Origin of the sequence: Acaryochloris sp. IP29b_bin.148, from assembly GCF_028285565.1 — a bacterium.
In the GTDB taxonomy this organism is placed as follows: domain Bacteria; phylum Cyanobacteriota; class Cyanobacteriia; order Thermosynechococcales; family Thermosynechococcaceae; genus Acaryochloris.
In genome coordinates this window covers 15,025-31,844 of record NZ_JANQOY010000005.1, presented here as the reverse complement: position 1 = coordinate 31,844, position 16,820 = coordinate 15,025, and the positions used below count along the sequence as shown (strand labels likewise).

Here is a 16,820-nt window from a genome sequence, read left to right as displayed (position 1 = left end):
AAGGCATTGCCGTTATCCCCAACGAAGAAGAGCATGAAGAGCACGGGGATGAGCATAAAGGCGAAAAGGACGAGCATGACCACGGCGACCATGAAGGTGAAGACCATAAAGACGAGGATCATGCCGAAGACAAGGACCATGATCATGACGAGGATCATGCTGAAGGTGAAGACCATAAAGACGAAGACCATGCTGAAGGCAAGGACCATGACGAGGAAAAAGACCATGCCAAAGGCGGCCATGACCATGACCATGGCGAAAATAATCCCCATATTTGGCTAGATCCGAAGCGAGCCATCCAGCAGGTTGAAAATATTCGAGATGGTTTGATTAAAGCGGACCCGGACGGCAAGTCGACCTATGAAGCCAATGCCGCTGCCTACATCGATGAATTGAAAAAACTCGATACGGAATTTACCGAGCAACTCAAGCCCTTTGCCGGTAAAACCTTCGTCACCTATCATGACTTTGCGGACTACTTTGCCCGTAGCTATGATTTAGAGGTGGAGTATCTGGTCGGCATTCCCCACGAGAATGCTTCCCCCGAAGATGTCAAGCGAGTCATTAACGCTGCGAAATCTTCGAACCTGAAGACCCTACTGTCTGAGCCACAGGCTGCAGGTAACCCGTTTACAGCCCTGGCCCAGGATCTTAAGGTTCAGGTAGGCACGTTTGATCCCTTAGAAACTGGCGGAACAGAAGCCCTTGAGGCAGAGTATTACTTAACAACTATGCGAGAAAATCTTAAAAATCTGACCACCGCCTTTGGTAGCCAGCCTCAGGCTTGGATACCAGCGCGACCCAGACAAAAGACTATCGCAACCTTACCCCAGTGGGTTCAGGTGAAATTCTAGGAGGTTCAAATTTGCCAGAGGCCATTCTGCAGGTTTCAGGACTAACAGTTGTTCGCGACAAGCATGTTGCCGTGGACAAGGTATCGTTTGTCGTGCAAGCGGGGACCAATGTAGCCATCGTTGGCCCCAATGGCGCGGGGAAGAGTAGCTTGATTCAAGCTGTTCTGGGGGTACTCCCGCGTCAGGTGGGCCAGGTAGAGATACTGGGTCATACCCTGAGTCCCCAAGGCCGACTGCCAAACAAGATTCGGGATGCGATCGCATATCTCCCCCAAAACTTTAGTTTCGATCGCCGGATTCCCATGACCGTCGAAGAAGTGGTGGGCTTAGGCTGGCATACCCTCGGTCTCCAATGGCCCTGGACCGGGCACAGAGCAAGACAGATTGCGGTGCGTCAAGCCTTAGGCCAAGTGGAAGCGCTCCATCTGAAACGGAAACGAATTAGCGATCTATCGGGGGGCGAAACCAAGCGAGTCCTGCTGGCCTATTGTCTGGTTAGGCCGCGTCGTTTGTTGATCTTAGATGAGGCCCCTGCAGGTCTAGATCTGCGGGCAGAAGCAGAATTCTACCAATTGCTGAACCAGCTCAAACAACAGCATGGATGGGCAATTTTGCAAGTCTCCCATGATTTAAATATGGTGCAACGCCAGTGTGATCATGTCTTGTGTATTAACCGTACTTTGCTCTGTGAAGGGGTTCCTGAAGTCGCTCTGTCCAGGGAAAGCTTGAGCACGGTTTATGGCCCCGAATTTGCCCGCTATCATCATTCCTGTTCGTTGTAGTTTAGCGGTCCCATCCCATGTCTCTTGCCAGCGAAATTACTCGAATTATCGACCTGTTTCAGTTCCCATTTATGCAGCGGGCGGTGATCAGCGGCATCCTGACTGGACTAGCAGGCGGAATGCTCGGCAGCTTCACGATTCTGCGACAACTCTCGTTTTTTAGCGATGCCTTAGGGCACTCTACCCTGTTGGGTCTCAGTTTTGGGGTGTTGTTGGGCTGGAATCCCACGGCAATTGTCCTCCCGTTTGCGGTCTTGTTTGCCTTGGGCGTGACCTATCTGCTAGAGCGAACGCACCTATGGACCGATGCGCTGCTCAATATTGTCTACTCGTCTTCCTTGGCCCTCGCGGTTATTGTTCTTAGCTTTACGGGGACCTACAAAGGAGGGATTCATCAACTGTTATTTGGCGATATTTTAGCGGTGCACACGGCTGATTTAATTTTTTGTGGGGTCTTGCTGCTAGCCTGCGCGCTGTATATGGGGTTGACGTTTCGGACGCAGATGCTAATTACCTTGAATGAACCCCTTGCGATCGCAAGGGGTGTATCCGTCTCGTTCCATCGAACAACCTTTGTTGTGCTCCTCGCCCTGGTCGTGGGGATTTCCATTAAAGCCATCGGAGTACTCTTGATTAGCGCTTTTATCGTGATTCCAGCCTGTGCGTCGCGATTACTTTGCCGCCAATTCAGCCATCATGTTGTCCTCTCGGCCAGCTTGGGAGCATTCAGTGCTGTCATGGGGATGCTGTTGTCAGCGGGACTGAACTTACCCTCCGGTCCAAGTATCGTAATCGCCCAACTGGGGATTTTTGTGGGAGCGATAATTTACCCACAACTTTATAAAGCTGTGGCTTAGTGCGGTTCAGCTTCCCCACTGGTCCAGATTAGATGCCTCTTATCAAAAGTGATACTCGTACCAGAGCTATCCACCCCGCAGCCGATTCTACTGAGGTCATGCTCATTGGATCTGATTTTTATCGACCCATAATCACCCTAATGGGGCCGAGACTTGGTTGAGGCTGTGGTCGATGTCCAAACAAGGCTCACCATGACAGGGATTAACCTCAATAAGTACATGTGAGAGAGATGGAATCTGACTAAGAAGGCTCTTGTAATACGCTGGTGCTTGCGGATAGTGGGTTACTAGGGAAACAGTTGCAGACAGATGCTTTGGGCTGACACGCCAGACATGCAGATCGACCACACGATTATCCGCATCGTCTTCAATGGCGGTTAAAATATCCTGCTTGATGTGTTTATCAATGCCGCCATCCAGCAAGATTGAACCCGTTTCGCTCACCAGGTCGGAAGCCCATTTAGTGATAACTCCGGCCCCCACGATTCCCATGGCGGCATCCAGCCAGATCCAACCTAGAAACTTCCCAGCAAATAAAGCAATGATGGCCAAAACAGAGGTGAGGGCATCCGCTAAAACGTGTACATAGGCAGCCCGCAGATTGTGATCCGCATGATGGTGGTGACCATGGCTCCCATGATGATCGTGGCTATGACCATGATCGCCTTGGAGTAACCAGGCACTCACTAAATTGACCACTAATCCAAGAATAGCGACTCCAATGGCCTCATTAAACTGAATCGTCTGGGGTTGGAAAAATCGACCAACGGATTCAAATGCCATGACAAACGCGACGACCGCAAGCGCAACAGCACTAGCAAACCCACCCAGTACACTGACTTTGCCCGTACCGAAGGTATATCTAGCATCAGTAGCATGTTGGCGAGCATAGCGATACGCAAACACGGTGATACCAAATGCTGCTACATGAGTGGCCATGTGCCAGCCATCTGCCAACAGGGCCATCGAACCCAAAATAGTGCCTGCTGCAACCTCAGCAATCATCGTGGCTGCGGTGATGAGCATCACGATCTTGGTATTTTTCTCCGCTTGATTCTGATTAACCGAGAAGTCGTGAGAATGTTGCCACTGATCAAGGGTTTGAATGTGCATTGAATCTCTACATCCTTGAGTTGAAGACTTTACCAGTCAGTATTCCTGAATTTTACAACCCCACTGAATGCCTCTACGAGATGGGGTGAGAGGAGAAAGCTATGGACCGATGCACCGCTGAATATTGTCTACTTGTCCTCTTTGGCCCTCGCTGTTATTGTTCTCATCTCTGCATAAGATGGGTGAGCAGAATGGCTAAGCCTCAGCACGAGAGGCTAGTCGTGCACTCAAGAAAGCCTGGCATTCTTCGATTAAGAACCCCGCTGATTTTGCTCACAATCATTGGATGTGACTTGAGGTTTCGCACCGTTCTGACCCTCTTTTTCGGCCAGCGAACCCAATACTTTACTCAGGGGAAAGCCCTGTCGTATTTTTCCGTTGTTCGGTGACTCTAATAAAACTGAATCAGAGCCTGACCGGGTTGGAGCATTGGCTTGAGCAGGTTGTGATAATCGTTGGCTAATTTGACATAACTCCTGGCGTGAAAAGGAGTTATTAGAATCTTGCTCTGATAAGGAGGCTGGAGCAGTATCTTGGATATCAGAGGCCTTTTGAGATGGACTGTTTTTCTCCTGAGCTAGCAATAATGAAGGTGAAAAATATAAACCACTAATGAGCAGTAGAACTGCGGAATTTGAGCACAAATTCATAGAGATACCCTCAATTCTTTGGGAGAAAAAACTTAACTCCTATATCAATTTTAACGAACGTTTCGGTTGGGCTAGAAAAGTCAATTCGGTAAAGACATTAACCTGAATTTGAAACAATATGACAAAAGTGTTCTATGCCATTTTGGCAAACTCATTGGTTGCACTGTTAACCAATACCTTCGTCTGGTTTGCAGCAACATTTTGGGTGTATTTTCAGACTCGGTCTGTTTTGGCAATGTCGGTGATGGCGGGCATATATCTGATGACGACTTCCATCTTTGGATTCTTTTTGGGGTCGCTGGTGGATCGCTATCGCAAGAAAACCCTGATGATGCTCTCTAGCGGCTGTTCCCTCCTTTGATACTTCCTTGCCTATGGCATGATTGCTGTCTCTCCACCTGAAGTTTTTGCTTAGCCTGCGAGTCCCCGACTTTGGGTTTTTACGCTGCTGGTATTAGCGGGTGCGATCGCAGGTAATTTGCGTTCCATTGCCCTCTCTACGCTGGTGCCCCTACTCCTTCCTGAAGCCAAGCGGGCCTGGTAGGAACGTCTGATGGAATCTCGTTCTTGGTTGCGTCAACCTTCAGTGGATTGGTGATTGGATTTTTAGGTGTGAACTGGATGTTGGGGATTGCGATCGCTATGACTCTGCTGGCAATCATCCATCTAGCAATCCTGACGAGTCTTGAACCAGACATCATTCGTACCCAATCTGCAACAAACTCCATTGATATTAGCGGCACAATTCGCGCCATTCGTCTTGTCCCTGGGCTGTTTGCTTTAATTTTTTTCAATACCTTCAATAATTTATTGAGAGGTGTCTTTATGTCGCTGATGGATGCCTATGGCTTGTCCCTGGTTTCCGTTCAAGTGTGGGGTGTTCTATGGGGAGGACTGAGCTTATGTAAGGCTCAGGTCGCTTTCTCGATCTTAACGAGTTTGACTGTTCTGAGTATCGGGATCACTTCATCCGCGGTAGCCGAAACCCTTACCGTTAATCGGGGCTCCAATGTTGCAGCCCACCTTCGCTAACTCAGCCTTCACAGAACGTTACCCTGCACGAGCTGATTGCCAGTCCACCTCATGCTGCGATCAGCTCGTTTCTTTATAGGGATGAGTTTTCTCCAACAAGCTCCTGACGACTGAGGAATTTTTCTCTCAGTCGTAGGCTTTTTTGCGGGGTCAATCATGGCTTACTGGCAATGACCCAACGACTGCATTAGTCTATTTTTCTACCTATATATTTCGTGCAAGTTTCTACCATGGAATGGCATGAATAATATTTTTATTTATAAATAAAACTCACGATTTTCTTGGATTGGAGCACGAACAACAGTCTTGAAGTCTTGTAATTCTGATGAGATCTAGCTTGTTTTTATGAAGCAAGTAGAATCTTGCTTTGTTAATCATAAATTAGCATGTTCTTAAACCACATTTTCTCTGCTCTTAAAGTTGGAATGAAACCCTAAGTCTGGGAAAGATTTTCAAGGTAATTATCTTTTGAGATTCAATCTTGTAAATCCTTTGAGGACGCTGAAATCTTCCTGGGTGAAGGCATTCTCTTTGCTGCTGCTGAGTTGTTATTTCAGGAGTATTAATATATTCGCCATACCTATGAATGTTCTAAGGGAGTCAATAGCGAGTGAACGGTTTGAGTTGACACCAGAAATATAGTTTCTCAACAAAATTTGTCTGGGCTTTTTTGATTGAATCCAGGCAAGCTGAATATCTTCAGGCTTTTTGAAGCAAAAGAGATTAGCTGAGTAGCAAGCACAACGAGACGGCAACTTGGCAGTTTTCTGGTGTTTGTTGATCTCAGCTTTTGTTGGTGTTGCTGATTTATGGAATTGTGCCTCTTCTTGTTAAACAAGGAAATTTACACATTATGAACAAAGGTAATAGCGTAATTTTCATTCATCCTGACGGCACTAGCCCGTCACATTTTGCTGCGGGTCGTTTTGCCTCCGTTGGACCTGATGGCAGATTGAACTGGGACCAGATGACCAGAGCTGGGGTCTATCTCGGTCATATGGACGATCAGATCGTCGCTACTTCTAATGGGGGTGCAGTGGTTCATGCCTACGGGATTAAATCCTTTTCGGGCAGTTATGGTTTAGACGAAAACGGAAATCCCTATACCGCTTTATCAGGGCGGCCAGGGACGACCATTATGGAAGAAGCCATTGCTGCTGGAAAGGCCACAGCAGTCATCAATTCTGGCTTTATTGCTGAACCTGGAACGGGTGTGTTTTTGGCCGATGCCCAAAGTCGGAGTGAAGTCGCTGAAATTACCGCAGAAATCGTTGAATCTGGAGTCAATGCCATTCTCGGGGGTGGCGAAATTCACTACCTTCCGACAGGCACAGTGGGACGATTTGGCCAAGAAGGCATCCGTGAGGATGGACGGAACCTGATCGAAGAAGCAGAGGGAATGGGGTATTCCGTTGTTTATACCCTAGAAGAATTGCAGAGTCTGCCATCAGACACAGAAAAAGTCCTAGGGATTTTTGCTGCCGAGGATACCTATAACGATCTGCCAGAAGGGGCATTGGCAGCAGAAGGGCTGGTGGATGAGCAGGGTGATCTCATTCTCTATGGCCAACCTGGGAATGAAAATCCGCCCACCGTTGCCCAAATGTTGGAGGCAACCCTCGGCCTAGAGCTGTTCAAGAATAACGAAAATGGCTCGTTTGTGGTTTTAGAAGAAGAAGGCACCGATAACTTTGGTAATAACAACAACGCTGCAGGGACGATTGAGGCTGTATTAAGAGCGGATGAAGCTATTGGTGTGGCTCAAGATTATATTGATAACGTTAATCCCAACACGCTACTCATTACTGCGGCTGATAGCGATGGGGGTGGTTTAGAAGTCGATGATGTCTCTGAGGAAACCGTGGGAACCACTGAGGTTCAGCCTCCCTTTGAGACCCCTATCCCCCTAGATGGTACGACAGGTGCTGACACGACTCCTTTTGAGACGGGGGCAGCGGATGCCAATGGTGATAATTTTCAATTTGGTGTGGGTTGGTCGGGTGTCCCCGATGTGGCAGGCAGTATTGTCTCCAAAACCTATGGCCTTAATGCTGAAAAGCTACCGGCCACAGTGGATAATACGGGCATCTATCGGTTGATGTATGAAACCCTATTTGATCAAGCCTTAGCTCCACCTTCAGGGGTTCCCGATAACATCACCCCACCGCCAGCACCGACTCAAGATACGGGTAATGTCATTTTTATTCATCCTGATGGCACTAGTCCATCCCACTATGCGGCAGCTCGGTTTGCCTCTGAAGGCCCAGATGGTCGGCTCAACTGGGACAACATGACCGATGCTGGGGTCTACCTTGGCCATATGGACGATCAGATTGTGTCTACTTCCAATGGCGGTGCGGTGGTTCATGCCTTTGGCATCAAACCCTTTGCCGGGAGCTATGGGTTAGACCCGAACGGTAATCCCTATACGTCTCTTTCTGGGCAGAAAGGGACCACTGTTATGGAAGAAGCGATCGCAGCTGGGAAACCGACTGCGGTGATTAATTCTGGCTTTATCGCAGAACCGGGAACGGGGGTGTTCTTAGCAGATGCGGACAGTCGTCGCGATGTCACCACCATCACCGCAGAAATTGTTGAATCTGGGGTGGATGTGATTATGGGTGGGGGTGAGATTCACTACCTGCCGGTGGGCACCGTTGGCCGATTTGGCGAAGAAGGGATTCGCGAAGATGGTCGTAACTTGATTGCTGAAGCTGAAGCGATGGGTTACACCGTGGTCTATACCCGAGAAGACCTGGAGAACCTACCTGCGAATACGGAGAAGGTATTGGGTATTTTTGCGGCGGAAGATACCTATAACGACACTTCTGAAGCCAGCTTAGTGGAAGAAGGATTCGTGGATGAGAACGGTGAACTGATTCTTTATGGCCAACCAGGGAATGAGAATCCTCCCACCGTCGCCGAGATGTTGGAGACGACAGTGGGACTGGACAAGTTCACCCAAGCTAAAAACGGCTTCTTTGTGGTCTTAGAAGAGGAAGGATCAGATAACTTCCCTAACAACAACAATGGTGCAGGCACCATTGAAGCCGTATTACGGGCAGATGCAGCGATTGGAGTGGCCCAAGAGTTTGTCAACAACGTCGATCCGAATACGTTAGTCCTGACGGCTGCAGATAGCGATGCCGGGGGGCTAGAAGTCGTGGACGTCAGTTCCGATAACGATACCGTTGGCACCCTTGGGGTGCAATCGACCCTGGCCTCCTTTGGGGATGAGGCGGATGGTATTCCAGTCCCACTAGATGGAACCACAGGAAATGACACCGCACCCTTCTCTACAGGTGCCCCCGACGCTGATGGGGACAATTTTGAGTTTGGATTGGGTTATGTCAGCACCTCCGATGTGGCGGGAAGTATTGTTTCCAAAGCTTACGGTTTAAATTCCGACTTGCTGACCTCAACCGTAGACAATACGGATATGTACCGGATTATGTATCAGACACTCTTTGGGGTCGCCCCTGAAGAGGTCAGTTTAGGTGGGCTAGAAGGCTTTGCGTCCCTACCTGCCGATACCTTGGTCGAAGGCCCGCCTGCGGGTAATGACGATGGCGAAGGTAATCCCATTGATGCCAACGGTCGCACGGGTCCCTTTGATGGACAGCCTGTTCAGGGGTTCAGCGGTGTCCAGTTTGCGGATAGTGAAGGCAGCTTCTGGTTCCTATCTGACAATGGTTTTGGTTCTCAAGAAAACAGTGCTGACTACCTGCTCAGACTGTACAAAGTTGATCCTAATTTTGCCGGTTCTGAAGGGGGTGATGGCAGTGTTGAGGTGGAAGCGTTTATTCAGCTCAGTGACCCCAAGGGTTTGATTCCCTTTGATATCCAGAATGGCGAGACACCAGAACGGTTGCTGACTGGAGCTGATTTTGATATTGAGTCTTTTGTGCTCGATAGTAAGGGCGATATCTGGATTGGTGAAGAGTTTGGCCCCTATCTGCTGCACTTTGATGCTAATGGAACCCTCGTGGATGCTCCCATTCCCACTCCCAATCCAGTAGACCTTAATACCCTTAACGGCCAAGATCCGCTTGTGATTGGTCACCGAGGCGCTAGTGGTGTACTGCCGGAGCATACCTTGGAGGCGTATCGAACTGCGATCGCACAAGGTGCTGATTTCATCGAACCGGACTTGGTAACCACCAAAGATGGCGTATTAATTGCTCGTCACGAACCGCTTCTAGACGATACCACCAACGTGGCTGAGGTCTTCGGCCTTGATCGACAATCCACCAAGTTTCTGGATGGGGTGGAAACCACCGGCTACTTTGCCGAAGACTTCACCTTAGACGAAATCAAGCAGTTACGAGCGGTGCAGTCTCGTGATTTCCGATCTCAAGCTTTCAATGGGGCCTTTGAGATTCCTACCTTTAAGGAAATCATTGAATTGGTGCAAGAGGTGGAAGCCCAAACGGGCAAAGCGGTAGGAATCTATCCAGAAACCAAGCATCCCACCTTTTTTGACTTACAGGGACTTTCCTTAGAAGAGAAGCTGATTGACACGCTCAAGGAAACTGGGTTTACAGATCCAAACCGCCTGTTTATCCAATCCTTTGAATTCCAAAATCTGATTGAACTGCAGAAACTGTTAGATGCAGAAGGGCTGGGGGATATTCCCCTGGTGCAGCTCTACGGCAACACCACCGATAGCGCGAATCCTGAGGAAACCTTTTCTGTTCCCTTTGATATCCGCTTTAACGTTCAGCAGCGGAACAACCTGACAGAAATTTATGGGCAAGACTTCCTAGATGCGGCAGAGAACCCCTTATCTGAGGACACCATCTACAGTGACCTCGATAGTCCTGAATTTCTGCAACTAATCAGTGAGCGGTATGCAGAAGGAGCGGGTCCCTGGAAAAATAACTTTTTGCTCCGAGAGGAACTAGACACTCCAGTAGATGGCAATGAAGATGGTGAAGCGGAGATTACCACCCAATTAACCGGCGAAGTCACCTCCTTTGTTGAGGATGCGCATGATGCAGGTCTTCAAGTTCATCCTTACACCTTGCGTAATGAAGAGCGCTTCCTAACCCTTAATCCGGATGGTACCCCCCAAACGCCTGAACAAGAAATTGAGCAATTGGTTGATATTGGCGTCGATGGTTTCTTTACCGATTTCCCCAATACGGGCGATCAGGTGCGAGATCAGTTAGTAGCAGATCAAGTGCGTTCACCCCAAAATCCAGAGGTTCAGTCCGGTGATGCCGTGGCTAATCTTCCTCGCTCCAATGGTTTTGAAGGTCTGGCCATTAGTCCTGATCGTCAAACCTTCTACCCGATGTTAGAGGGCACCGTAGAAGGAGATCCAGACGGTTCACTTCGCATCTACGAATTTGATGCAGCCTCTAGTGAATATCAGGGACTTCTAGGGCGCTATCAATTGGACGATGCCAGCCATGTCATTGGTGACTTCACCGTAGTGAATACTGATGAATATCTCGTGATTGAGCGGGACAACAACCAAGGGGAAGAGGCAGCCTTTAAGAAAATCTTTAAGGTGAATCTGTCTGAGGTCGATGAAAACGGGTTTGTTCTGAAGGAAGAGCTTGTTGATTTACTGAATATCAGAGACCCTAATGACCTCAATGGAGACAGCGACACTAGTTTTGAGTTTCCCTTTGTCACGATTGAGGATGTGCTTGTCTTAGATGAAGACACGCTTCTGGTGGCCAATGACAACAACTATCCCTTCTCTGTCGGTCGAGGACCAGATATCGACAATAACGAAATTATCCAGATTAAATTAGATGCCCCCTTAGATTTAGATCCACGGGTTGGGCTAGCAGGACTAGATCGTGTGGGCACCAGTGGTACAGCATTTGATACTGTTGAACCGGCTCAAGTCACTGGTCTGGAAGGCTACACCGTTGATCCTGTCTTTACGGTAGGTGAAACCTACGATAGCTATACACCACCAGGGATTCTGGATGGCCTCGGTGCCTTCGAACTGGATGACAGTACCGTGCGCATACTAGCCAATCATGAGCTAGTGAGTGAGGACGGCTATGGGTATACGCTGGCCAATGGCACTGAGCTAACAGGCGCTAGAGTCAGTTACTTCGATATTGACAAGACGAGTCGTGCAGTGGTTGGCACTGGCTTGGCCTATGACACCATCATTAATCGTGCGGGTGAAGTCGTTGATGACATTACTGACCTAGATGCTAGAGGCATCAATCGCCTCTGCTCCGCCCATTATATTGAAGCCGAGCAATTTGGAGAGGGACGGGGGTTAACAGATAGCCTCTTCTTTACAGGAGAAGAAGCCTTTGGAGGCACTGAATTTGTTCTTGATCCAGCGACCAATACCCTCCATGCTGTTCCCTGGATGGGACGAGCTGCCTGGGAAAATGTTACCGAGCTGGATACCGGCACCACTGATAAAGTTGCGTTACTGATCGGTGATGATCGTGAAGCAGCTCCACTGTTGATGTATGTGGGCACTAAGGACACTAGTGATGGTGCGGGTCTGCTGGAACGGAATGGTTTGGTTGGGGGACAGCTGTATGTTTGGGCGGCTAACAGTGGTGAAACTACACCAGAGGAGTATAGTGGCACCTTTGAGACTCTTGCGGGTAGCTGGGTAGAGATTCCCTTCCATGATCCGGCTCAAGCCGATACGGCTGTTGATTCTAACGCAGACGGTGATATCCAAGATAATTTAGGCTATGACAGCCAAGGGTTCGCCACTCAGGCTCAGCAGGATGCCCTGGCTAAGGCAGTGGGTGCCTTTCAATTCTCCCGTCCGGAGGATGTGGCCACCAATCCTGAAGATGGTGCTCAAGCTGTGTTGACCTCTACAGGGCGCGACAGCCGCTTTCCCTCGGATAGCTGGGGGACCACCTATATCATTGACGTGGGCTTTGGTGCCGACGGCACGCCCCTGACGGCGGCAGTCAATGCCATTTATGACGGGGATGATGCAGGTGCAGGGCAATTTGAGGGACCCGACTTTGGGTTACGGAGTCCAGACAACTTAGATTGGGCGGATGATGGTCATATCTATATTCAAGAGGACCGTAGCATTGATGATTTTGGCTTGGCTTCTGGCGAAGAAACCTCAATCTGGAAGCTCAATCCTGATTCGGGTGAGCTAACCCGTGTAGCTCAAGTGGATCGATCGGCATTGCCCCTTGGTCAATCGGATAGTGATTCGTCGGATCTGGGCAATTGGGAAACGTCCGGTATCTTAGATGTTTCGGAGTTGTTTGATGAAGCACCTGGTGACCTAATGATATTAGATGTCCAAGCCCATAGTTTGGTGGATGGGGTGATTGAAGATGCCAATTTGGTGCAAGGAGGCCAATTGGCCTTTTTAGAAGCGCCAGATGTGGCGTCCATCTGATCTGATGAATGAGTAACGAGAGGTGGTTTGAGTTATGCATCAACCTCTCGTTTTCTCTTGTTTAGGAGGTATCCATGTCTCAACAGCGAATCAGCAGACCCAAGCCGCAGGGGCTTCCCCAATGTTGGCCGAAGGGACGAGATGCCGGGTGCGATCGCATCTCTCAAGGCGTAACGATACTGGAATGGCCCCCATCTTTTCAGATCTTTCCTGACGCCAAAATCTTTGCTCTTGGCTCTTGCTTTGCTCGCAATGTGGAACGAGCACTCTTACCAAACCCAGATAACCAACATGCAAAAAAAGAGCTGATTAGCAGGGTGAGGTCGCCTGAAAATCAGCTCTTGCGTGTGTGAGGTTAATCGGTTCAATAGCGTTTTGTGTTCATGTCTCAGTTAGCGAAGGTGGGCTGCACCATTAGGCCCTCGCTGAACTACTTGTACAGGGTCTGAAGATTGAGCAGTTGCTGGGCGTACTGTATTGGGTCGAGCAATATGGGCGGCACCATGAGCACCTCGAACGACAATGTCAGGAAAGCCTTGGGCCGGGTTGTTGGGTCGGACCTGCGCATCATTAGGAATCTGGTCTACCTTGACAAGGTGAGTGGCACCATTAGGCCCTCGGGTAACAGTGGTGGTTTCGGCAGTAGCGGGCGAAAGGATACCTAATCCGAGAACGGTTAAACCGGCTAAGACAGCGATGTGATGAGTGCGTTCCATGTCTGTTCTCCAACTTCAATGCTTTTAATGTACGAGGCGGATCTGAAGCTGGCATGATGGCGATCTGGGTGAGTCCCGGTAATTTGCTGAATAGACGATAAAGGGTTGATGAGAATCCTGAGTAGCCTGATCGATCCACCGTGATTACCAGGATGTGACTAATACCTCAGTAATCTTTCCGCGTTTTTGAGGATTGGAGTTGATGGCCCGTGCCGCTTGAATCGAATAAATGTTGAAATCCTGATAAAGGTCGCGGATAAAAGAACAATCAGAATTTGATAGCATCACTTGCACCCCGCGCTGTGCTAATTCAGTAAAGACCTGGGCTAGCTTCGTTTGATCCTCTGCCGTAAACGCCCCTCGTGAATAGGCTGTAAAATCGCTCGTGGCACTGATGGGGTGGTAAGGCGGATCGAAGTAGACAAAATCTTGGGTTTGGGCAACAGCCAACATTGCCTCAAAAGGCTGCTGATAAATCTGAACCGGCTGGAGAACCTCAGAAACAGCTTTCAGCAGCACTGCATCACAAATTTTGGGTTTTTTGTAGCGCCCCATTGGTACATTGAACTGCCCTTTAGAATTCTCTCGATATAGACCATTGAAGCAGGTGCGATTGAGATAAATAAATCGAGCAGCACGCTCGGCTGGTGTGGATGGATTTAGGGCACGGATTTGGTAGTAGTAGTCATGACCATGCTGGTAGGCATGCTTTTCCAAATGCTCCAAAACATCATTGACCTGATCGCGAATGCAGGCGTAGACATTTACTAATTCAGGATTGATATCAGATAAAACAGCCTGCGTTGGCTGTAAATGAAAAAAGATAGCACCGCCGCCTAAGAAAGGCTCATAGTAGGCGCGAAAATGCTGAGGGAAGTAGGGGTTGTATTGAGTGATTAATCGACCTTTGCCCCCTGCCCATTTGAGAAACGGACGGGCGGGAGATCGCGCTTGAGTCGGTAATGGACTAGGCATTAATGGGCAACCCTATGGTGTAGACGGTTCAGGCTTTGGGTTAAGATCAATCCTGTGAATCCGAGAAATCAATAATATATATCGACTAATTAACTATGGGTGACTTTTTTAAGAAACTCTCCTCGTATCCCAGATTTTTTCTGGCGATTGTCGTTGGGGTATTTTGGACCTTACTCAAGCCCCTGCAAGGATTTGCCAAGAATCCGGTCACTGGCATTGCTGCCCTGGGTGTGATTATCGGGGGCTTTGCATTTCTCAGCTTTACCCTCAGTGCCATGATGGGGTTGACTCCAGTAAACTAGGCGTTGGGGAGATAACTGATCTGTTAGCGGTTTCATCTCATGGGAGATGGAGGAGTAAAAACAAATGGCTACAGGACGACGGGTTTCTCGCGTTGCCGAATTAATTAAACGCGAGGTCAGCCAAATGTTATTGCATAGCATCAAAGATGATCGAGTCGGATCCGGGATGATTAGCGTGACAGCTGTGGATCTATCGGGTGATCTCCAACATGCCAAGATTTTTGTCAGCATTTATGGCACCGATGAAGCTAGAGCAGAAACAATGGCCGGTTTAGAATCAGCCACGGGTTACGTTCGCAAACAATTGGGACATCGCATCCATCTTCGCCGTACTCCAGAAGTCATTTTTTGTGAAGATCGCTCTTTTGAAGAAGGCAATCAGGTGCTGTCGTTGCTTCATAAACTCGATCATGAGCGCCAGAATAAGCCTGCTGCCTCAACCGAAAAGCCTCCTGTCGGATTTTTAGACGCTGATCTCTAGTGGGATGAACTCTTGACTCATTTATTGCCAGAGCCAGATTACCTGTCTTTGCCAGAACAAGTTGCTCAAATGTTGGTCGTCCGCGCCTCCGGCTACCTATTCGATCATCAAATTCAATATCCCAGTTGGGAACCCAATGCGGAGGTGCTTCGCCATTGGCTCACTGATTTAGGCGTGGGTGGGGTGATTTTGCTCGGCGGTAGCGCTGGAGAGATTGCCTGTCGCTGTCAACAACTGCAAGAGTGGTCCGCAATCCCCCTGTTTCTAGCGGCGGATATTGAGGAAGGCGTCGGACAACTTTTTTCGGGGGCAACCTGGTTTCCTCCGCCTTTGGCTCTCGCAGGGATGGTTCAATCGGGAGCGACCATCGAGCAGGTTCAACAATCCGCTCAGGCCATGGGCGCTTGGACAGCTCAAGAAGCCTTAGCCATCGGTTTGAACTGGGTATTGGCTCCAGTGGTGGATGTGAATAACAATCCCCAAAACCCAGTGATTAATGTGCGGGCGTTTGGACAAACACCAGAACTAGTCAGCCAATTATCTACAGCCTTTATCCAAGGAGCCCAGCCCTACCCAGTCCTGACAACCGCTAAGCATTTTCCGGGACATGGCGATACGGCCACGGATTCTCATTTAGACTTGCCGGTGATTCCCCATGATTGCGATCGCATCCATAAAACCGAATACCTCCCCTTCCAGGCGGCGATTGCAGCCAATGTGGATGGCGTGATGAGCGCCCACTTATTGATACCCGCCTTAGACCCTCAGTATCCCGCTACGCTGTCTGCCAAAATTCTGACGGGAGAACTTCGCCAAGCCTTGAGGTTTGACGGCCTGATCGTCACGGATGCACTGGTGATGGGAGCGATTGCCAATCAGTACGGTGCCAATGAAGCAGCGGTGTTAGCAGTAGCCGCTGGGGCCGATGTGCTGATGATGCCTGCGGATCCGCCAGGTGCGATCGCTGCGGTGTGTGCAGCCGTGGAGCAAGGACGGATTCCCTTAGCGCAAATCGAAGCCTCAGTGGAGCGAATTTGGCGAGCCAAACGGAAAATCACAACCTACGCAGTCGAGGATACGAGCTATCAACATGCTTGGGAAACGCAACCCCCTTCGCATATTGATTTGGATCGACTAGGAACGAGGGAGGCAATTGCCACTGCTACGACGATTCTCAAAGACTCCAATGTGATTTATGGCCAGATCACCACTGTTCCTGAGCGTGCCCGCACTTTAATTGTTGTAGATGATTTATTAGACTGCACCTTTTTGGGACGCAAAGCGCCCGCAATTGATCGACTGCGAAAACAAGGCTATCAAGTTCAGATTGTGGATGGCAATACACCCGAGATGACTGGGGCAGAGACCGCACCCCAACCCACATTTTTGCAGTTATTTATCCGAGGCAATCCGTTTCGGGGTAGTGCCCAGTTGAGTAGTAAAGCCCAAGCGTGGTTTGAGTTTTTGGTGAGCACAAATCAATTACAGGCGCTGGTCATCTATGGGAGTCCCTATGCCCTAGAGCAGTTCCAACCTTTGCTGCCAGCGGGTATTCCCTACGCCTTTAGTTATGGCCAGATGCCAAGGGCGCAAGCATTAGTCTTGGAGCAGCTTTTACCCGATTAGAGGCTCGCCAGATTAGGGGCTAGGCTTGCATGAGATTAACCTGTAGAGAGCTTAGAAGCATGTCATACG

The 16,820-nt window shown here is 49.3% G+C and carries 13 protein-coding genes; 10 read left to right on the top strand and 3 right to left on the bottom strand.

Annotated elements, in window-relative coordinates:
• The 3 genes from Q0986_RS00575 to Q0986_RS00565 form a co-directional block, all read left to right on the top strand.
• Positions 1 to 854: zinc ABC transporter substrate-binding protein (locus Q0986_RS00575; RefSeq protein WP_299402255.1), on the top strand; the 854-nt coding region annotated here is incomplete at its 5' end.
• Between the two features lie 11 nt (positions 855 to 865).
• Entirely contained in the window at positions 866 to 1,636 is a 771-nt protein-coding gene (locus Q0986_RS00570; RefSeq protein WP_299402253.1) for an ABC transporter ATP-binding protein, read from the top strand.
• A 17-nt stretch (positions 1,637 to 1,653) separates the two neighbouring features.
• Positions 1,654 to 2,493: a metal ABC transporter permease gene (locus Q0986_RS00565; protein WP_299402250.1), complete on the top strand. Its 840-nt coding sequence runs from the start codon at positions 1,654 to 1,656 to the stop codon at positions 2,491 to 2,493.
• Positions 2,494 to 2,625: 132 nt separating this feature from the next.
• Here the strand turns inward: Q0986_RS00565 and dmeF are convergent, their stop codons facing one another.
• A complete protein-coding gene (gene dmeF / locus Q0986_RS00560) occupies positions 2,626 to 3,606 on the bottom strand; it encodes a CDF family Co(II)/Ni(II) efflux transporter DmeF (RefSeq protein WP_299402248.1) in 981 nt (326 codons plus the stop codon).
• Positions 3,607 to 4,374: 768 nt separating this feature from the next.
• Here dmeF and Q0986_RS00555 point away from each other — a divergent pair.
• The 4 genes from Q0986_RS00555 to Q0986_RS00540 all read left to right on the top strand — a co-directional run bounded on the left by Q0986_RS00555 (position 4,375) and on the right by Q0986_RS00540 (position 13,004).
• Entirely contained in the window at positions 4,375 to 4,617 is a 243-nt protein-coding gene (locus tag Q0986_RS00555) for a hypothetical protein (RefSeq protein ID WP_299402246.1), read from the top strand.
• Between the two features lie 206 nt (positions 4,618 to 4,823).
• Positions 4,824 to 5,288, top strand: coding sequence for a hypothetical protein (locus Q0986_RS00550; protein ID WP_299402244.1), 465 nt, complete (start codon positions 4,824 to 4,826; stop codon positions 5,286 to 5,288).
• An 853-nt stretch (positions 5,289 to 6,141) separates the two neighbouring features.
• Positions 6,142 to 12,651, top strand: coding sequence for an alkaline phosphatase (locus tag Q0986_RS00545; RefSeq protein WP_299402242.1), 6,510 nt, complete (start codon positions 6,142 to 6,144; stop codon positions 12,649 to 12,651).
• A 74-nt stretch (positions 12,652 to 12,725) separates the two neighbouring features.
• Positions 12,726 to 13,004 (top strand): hypothetical protein, encoded by a 279-nt coding sequence (locus Q0986_RS00540; protein ID WP_299402240.1) that lies wholly within the window; start codon positions 12,726 to 12,728, stop codon positions 13,002 to 13,004.
• A 39-nt stretch (positions 13,005 to 13,043) separates the two neighbouring features.
• Here Q0986_RS00540 and Q0986_RS00535 read toward each other — a convergent pair whose 3' ends face one another.
• Entirely contained in the window at positions 13,044 to 13,367 is a 324-nt protein-coding gene (locus Q0986_RS00535; RefSeq protein ID WP_299402238.1) for a hypothetical protein, read from the bottom strand.
• 144 nt (positions 13,368 to 13,511) lie between these two features.
• Positions 13,512 to 14,342 carry a DNA adenine methylase gene (locus Q0986_RS00530; RefSeq protein ID WP_299402235.1) on the bottom strand — a complete coding sequence of 277 codons (831 nt, stop codon included), beginning with the start codon at positions 14,340 to 14,342 and terminating at the stop codon, positions 13,512 to 13,514.
• Positions 14,343 to 14,437: 95 nt separating this feature from the next.
• Between Q0986_RS00530 and Q0986_RS00525 the strand changes: the two genes are divergently transcribed.
• The 3 genes from Q0986_RS00525 (at position 14,438) to Q0986_RS00515 (ending at position 16,751) form a co-directional block, all read left to right on the top strand.
• A complete protein-coding gene (locus Q0986_RS00525; RefSeq protein WP_299402233.1) occupies positions 14,438 to 14,644 on the top strand; it encodes a DUF751 family protein in 207 nt (68 codons plus the stop codon).
• 64 nt (positions 14,645 to 14,708) lie between these two features.
• The gene (gene rbfA / locus Q0986_RS00520; RefSeq protein ID WP_299402231.1) at positions 14,709 to 15,125 is read left to right on the top strand and encodes a 30S ribosome-binding factor RbfA; all 417 of its coding nucleotides are present in this window, start codon (positions 14,709 to 14,711) and stop codon (positions 15,123 to 15,125) included.
• 12 nt (positions 15,126 to 15,137) lie between these two features.
• Complete coding sequence (locus Q0986_RS00515) at positions 15,138 to 16,751, top strand: glycoside hydrolase family 3 N-terminal domain-containing protein (RefSeq protein WP_299402229.1); 1,614 nt, start codon at positions 15,138 to 15,140, stop codon at positions 16,749 to 16,751.
• Positions 16,752 to 16,820: the final 69 nt, after the last annotated feature.

Coding starts and splice junctions, on each gene's coding strand:
- Q0986_RS00545 (WP_299402242.1), top strand. CDS start 6,142: ATGAACAAAGGTAATAGCGTAATTTTCATTCATCCTGACGGCACTAGC.
- Q0986_RS00555 (WP_299402246.1), top strand. CDS start 4,375: ATGACAAAAGTGTTCTATGCCATTTTGGCAAACTCATTGGTTGCACTG.
- Q0986_RS00525 (WP_299402233.1), top strand. CDS start 14,438: ATGGGTGACTTTTTTAAGAAACTCTCCTCGTATCCCAGATTTTTTCTG.
- rbfA (WP_299402231.1), top strand. CDS start 14,709: ATGGCTACAGGACGACGGGTTTCTCGCGTTGCCGAATTAATTAAACGC.
- dmeF (WP_299402248.1), bottom strand. CDS start 3,606: ATGCACATTCAAACCCTTGATCAGTGGCAACATTCTCACGACTTCTCG.
- Q0986_RS00535 (WP_299402238.1), bottom strand. CDS start 13,367: ATGGAACGCACTCATCACATCGCTGTCTTAGCCGGTTTAACCGTTCTC.
- Q0986_RS00565 (WP_299402250.1), top strand. CDS start 1,654: ATGTCTCTTGCCAGCGAAATTACTCGAATTATCGACCTGTTTCAGTTC.
- Q0986_RS00530 (WP_299402235.1), bottom strand. CDS start 14,342: ATGCCTAGTCCATTACCGACTCAAGCGCGATCTCCCGCCCGTCCGTTT.
- Q0986_RS00540 (WP_299402240.1), top strand. CDS start 12,726: ATGTCTCAACAGCGAATCAGCAGACCCAAGCCGCAGGGGCTTCCCCAA.